The sequence below is a fragment of the Acetobacterium sp. genome (assembly GCF_036508315.1).
Taxonomy (GTDB): Bacteria; Bacillota; Clostridia; order Eubacteriales; family Eubacteriaceae; genus Acetobacterium.
In genome coordinates this window covers 1-4849 of the sequence record NZ_DATCHP010000007.1, presented here as the reverse complement: position 1 = coordinate 4849, position 4849 = coordinate 1, and the positions used below count along the sequence as shown (strand labels likewise).

The 4849-nt window shown below is 37.0% G+C and carries 5 protein-coding genes and 1 pseudogene; 5 read left to right on the top strand and 1 reads right to left on the bottom strand.

Going from position 1 to position 4849, the window contains the following annotated elements; translation table 11 throughout:
- The coding region (locus tag VIK44_RS00930; protein ID WP_331551951.1) for an undecaprenyl diphosphate synthase family protein at nt 1–165 on the bottom strand (165 nt) is incomplete at its 3' end.
- 434 nt (nt 166–599) lie between these two features.
- Between VIK44_RS00930 and VIK44_RS00925 the strand changes: the two genes are divergently transcribed.
- The 5 genes and pseudogenes from VIK44_RS00925 to VIK44_RS00905 all read left to right on the top strand — a co-directional run.
- Nucleotides 600–746, top strand: coding sequence for a lmo0937 family membrane protein (locus tag VIK44_RS00925; RefSeq protein ID WP_331551950.1), 147 nt, complete (start codon nt 600–602; stop codon nt 744–746).
- Between the two features lie 1070 nt (nt 747–1816).
- Nucleotides 1817–2092 (top strand): annotated as a pseudogene (locus VIK44_RS00920) (diguanylate cyclase domain-containing protein); the annotation flags it as partial.
- Between the two features lie 64 nt (nt 2093–2156).
- Nucleotides 2157–4079 (top strand): putative bifunctional diguanylate cyclase/phosphodiesterase, encoded by a 1923-nt coding sequence (locus tag VIK44_RS00915; protein ID WP_331551949.1) that lies wholly within the window; start codon nt 2157–2159, stop codon nt 4077–4079.
- Nucleotides 4080–4117: 38 nt separating this feature from the next.
- Nucleotides 4118–4243 (top strand): hypothetical protein, encoded by a 126-nt coding sequence (locus tag VIK44_RS00910; protein WP_331551948.1) that lies wholly within the window; start codon nt 4118–4120, stop codon nt 4241–4243.
- A 246-nt stretch (nt 4244–4489) separates the two neighbouring features.
- A partial coding sequence (locus tag VIK44_RS00905; RefSeq protein WP_331551947.1) for a C39 family peptidase occupies nt 4490–4849 on the top strand: 360 nt, incomplete at its 3' end.

Genomic DNA, 4849 nt, shown 5'->3' with positions numbered 1-4849 from the left:
CATTTCTTCAATACCCAGTTTTAAACACAAATTATAGAGATCAAATCCTGGCTGTATGCCAAATTTGTAGCCATCCTGCTTTTCAAATCCTTTTTTTAGGGCCCATCTTCTATTGCCGTCAGGAATAATCCCAATATGTTTTGGTAGTCGTTTTAAATGATTCATCGTGTCCACCTCATAAATTTTTATTTATCATAATTATAACCTAAATTTCCGATGAATGATGATTTATTAGATAATGTTTCAAAATTGTCAATGGAATAGGGTCGAAAATATCACTTTGTGCGACAGGCGAATTATTTGGGATTCATCATGGGAAAAGGATAGATACTGGCGGCATTGGACAGAATCGCCGATTTAAAGGTTCCTCTGGGATGGATAAGGGAACTATTTAGACAACCGATGCTGACTTGACCATATAATAGGCTAACATTTGCAAATGAAAGCTGGTTGATGTATAATGTAAGCGATTAAAACAATAGTTTGCCTGGTGAATGAGCCGCCGTGAATTTGTTTGTTTTAATGAAGCCTGAAAAGAGAATGAACCAGCGGTTGGAAATACAACCGAAAATTGAGTAAATAAAGGAAGGGTGATTAACATGTTGTGGACTGTAGCGATAATTCTTGTTGTTTTATGGTTAATAGGATTCATTACTTCGTACACGTTTGGTGGATTTATCCATATTCTTCTCGTAATTGCTGTTATTGTAATTGTGGTAAATCTCATTCAAGGCAGGCGTAGATAGAATAAGAATTTAAAGAGAATCAAACTTTTTTATAAGGATGACAAGCGAATAAAATTGACTAATAAAATTGGGGGGGTTATTGCCGACCATTTGGTTCATCCTAACCATGTTAAGGCAGATGGTCTGCATTTCTTAATTCCCCCATCATGTTGAAGATGTCATTCTACCTCGTTATGTTAAACTTGCATAACGAGTCAAGAATCCCTTATTGATGTACATTAAAGGTATTCTCGTTACGTTAATCCGGTAAAGCAGGATGCTTTACCTATAAAAATATATGAAACAGAATATTGATTTTACTCATCATTACATAAGGAATAAGTTTAAAATGTACCCCAAAAATGATTAGGTTTGGAAATCAGGTTTAGAGCGTAATTGCCAATAGATACGCACCTTCTCCGCCACCAAGAACTACGCATCAAATATGATGTTAGATAGAAACTGTTACGAAAGTAGCAGTTTCTTTTATATAAAAAAAAGATTCTCTGTTAATGGAAAATCTTGAATTTGATAGGACTAATCATTTTTCTACATTTACGAATAAGGAGAAAACATAATAATTAATGTCCTGTTAATTGTAAACTATCCACTTGATGTTTAAACATTAAATTGGAGGGTACGTTAAAGAAATATGAAATAATATTTTTACGTGGTACAATTCCTGATTTTATATCTATAGTAATAGCTAATGCTTTTCTTATTACAGGAGCACTGTTCGTTTTAATTGGACTCGAGTATTTTTTTGATAAGAAAAATAAGAATATCCATAATTATATTCTCATAGCAGTATCTTTATGTGCGCTTACTTACTTCAGTATTTTTCATTCTGATTTGATAGCTCGGGAAATTATTATTTCAATTATGCTGATATTAATCAATGCTCAAAGCTGTTGGCTTATGTTCCGTCGGGTAGATTCAAGCTTCTATAAAATAGCGAGGCTTCTTGGTATTATATTTCTTGCCTACATGGTTGTCAGCCTTTCAAGAATTATATTTCTGAATGTTTTCCCAATACAAACAAGTGATTTTTTCAAATCCGGCCTTGTTGATTCGATAGCAAGGCTGATACCGTAGCACGGTTTGGCGGAGACGAATTTTTGCTGCTGCTGTGGAATATTTGTCAAAAAAATGACGTTATAAAAATTATCGAAAAAATCCAAGAAAGTTTATCCATGCCAATTAATATAGACGAGCATGTAGTCAAAATTACATCCAGTACAGGAATTGCTCTATATCCTGAAGATGGGAATGATATAAATGTTCTTATTAAGAAATCGGATGACGCAATGTATAAGGTAAAGCAAAATGGTAGAAATAACTACCAATTTTATGATGAATTGAAATAGAGCGGTAGTCGAATAAGAAACACAAATAAGTTAAGGAAGAAGTGGTTTTGAAAGGAGTCTTAATATGCAATGGAATATCGCACCTGAATACATTTCATTGCTTTTCATTGTCATTATTTTGGTATATTCACGGGAATATAACCTGATACCGACTTTGAAAAACAAGCTGTTCCGTTTATGCCTTTATTATATCTTTATCGAAATTATCGTATCCATCGCTTCGGTAATTGCCATTGAAAACTATCGAACCATTCCGGAGATTGCGAATCAGACAATCCAGACATTGTTTTTCCTTGCTTCTCCCTTTTTGGCAGTCTTGTTTATGGCTTACCTCATCGCCGTGGTCCGGGAAGATGATCCGAAGATCCCCACCTATTTTTGGATTAATGCAATACCATATGCCCTATATTCGGTATTAGTGCTGACAAATCCCGTGACGGACCTGTTGTATGGTATAGGTGAGTCTGGCGGGTTCATTTATGGTGACGGCTTTTTTCTTACATATGTTGTTCCCATGTTGTATATGCTCGCCATGATTTTCGTCATCTTGATCAACCGCAGAAGGATGGAAAGGTCCCTGAATTTAATTCTACTTTCCTTTCCGATAATTTCTCTGATAATGCTTGGAATCCAATGGATTTTGCCAACACTTATCCTTTCCGGTTCCGCGGCGACATCCGCGCTCCTGATTGTGTATCTGTATCTTCAAAACAAGCAAATCGTCATTGACGATTTAACGGGACTCCAAAACCGGAAAACCTTTGCAAAAATACTTGAAATCTATGTTAAACGGAAACGGGAGATGGATATCATCCTGATTAGTCTGGATGATTTTAAGGTGATTAATGATAAATTTGGGCAGTTAAATAGCGACAATCTCCTGAAGGCCGTCAGTAAATATTTAATGAGAGTTGTGCCGATTAAGTCCATTTACCGGTACGGCGGTGATGAGTTCGTTTTAATGCTGGACAAAGATTTCCACATTCCGGTAGTCGATATGGTTGAAACCATCAGGAAAAGATTCAGTGATCTTTGGGACTGTAAAACTTGTCAAGGCATGCTCGGAGCCAGCATTTCCGTTGTCAGTTTTCCTAACCATGCCGATACGTTTGAAAGCATCATCGCATATTTGGAATATTGCATTGGTTTGTCCAAGACTAGCGGGAAAGGGAAAGACGTTTTTTTCTGTGCCGAAATGGCGGAAAATATAGAAAGGAAAAGTCATATCATTGACCTGATGAAGCGGGGATTGAATCAGGACATCTTCCAAGTCTTTTATCAGCCCATCTATTCAGTAGAGTGTAAGCGATTTATTGCGACGGAAGCATTGCTCCGTCTTTCAGACAGCGAGCTGGGTGTAATATCACCCGACGAATTCATTCCCATTGCGGAGGAAGCTGGAATTATTATCGATATCGGTTTTCTGGTGCTGGAAAAGGTGTGCCGGTTTATCAGGGAATTAGACGAAAAAGGAGAGGAGTTCGAATTTATCTCCTGCAATATCTCCTCCACGCAATTAAACTGGGAAGGATTTGTTGACAAAATTATTGAAATCGCCAACAGGAATCGGATAAATCCAACGAAGCTGCACATGGAGATAACAGAAAGTGTTTTTATTGATAACTTTGAGCATGTAACAAATATGATGAGGAAACTCAGCGAATATGGAATCCGGTTTAATCTGGATGACTTTGGGACCGGTTTTTCCAATATCGCCAACATGGCTGAACTGCCATTTGAATTCATAAAGATAGACAAAAGTCTCCTTTATGAATCAGTTGTCAGCGAAAAATGTTTCATTGTTATGCAAGGACTTTCCAGGACATTTTCGGATGTTGGCATGAAAGTTGTAGTGGAGGGAGTTGAAACCAAAGAACAATGCAAGTTGGCTGAGCAATTCAATGCTGATTACATACAGGCATTTCTGTTTGCTCGTCCCATGCCTGCCAATGAAGCCATCCGGTATCTGGGGAAAGGGATTCAGTAGTGCAACCATGTTAACAAGTCTTGGTAGTTAGGTTGCCATTGAAAGAACAAGGATATGTTCATTTTTCCAAGTTTTACAAGGGGACTTTTGCCAAAGCCATGCTTGCCACCAACTCAAAGTTTGATGCCATCCGATCCTTTGAAGCCTTTGAAGAATTCGGTTGACCTCTGAAATGCCGATAAATTGGGAATTTTCGAAAAGAACTCTTTTGCAACAGGCATTTTAAAACCTTAAAATTTACTTTGGGATAACTTATCGAATAAAAAAGTGTAGTTTATAGTTGAGTTGAGGTTATGAATGAATTGCCCAGGTTGTAAAGAGTGTTTAGATGAATTTTTGAGGTCGTAGCGTGTTCTTAGATGAATGAGAATTATTTTGAGCAGACAAGATAATCCGAGGAGGTATTACTTTTGAAAAAGAAATTAGCAGTGCTACTTGCATTATGTATGGTATTCGCACTCGCTGCTTGCAGCACTCAAACCGAAGAAAAATCAACAAACGCTGAAAGTGATATCTATATTGGATATACTACAGATGCAGACAAATTCATTGATGTCCCGAATTTGCGTCAATACGGTAATTACACTTGCGGCACAACTTGCGTGCAGATGTTGATGAATTATCTTTATCCTCATGATTATGATAAAAATCTTTCAACATATGAGGATGATCTTGGAACGACATCGGAGGATGGCACTTCACCTCAGCAGATTTACGATTATTTTAAATCAGAAGGGGTTGCCGTTGAGAAAAAAGAGAATATTTCTATT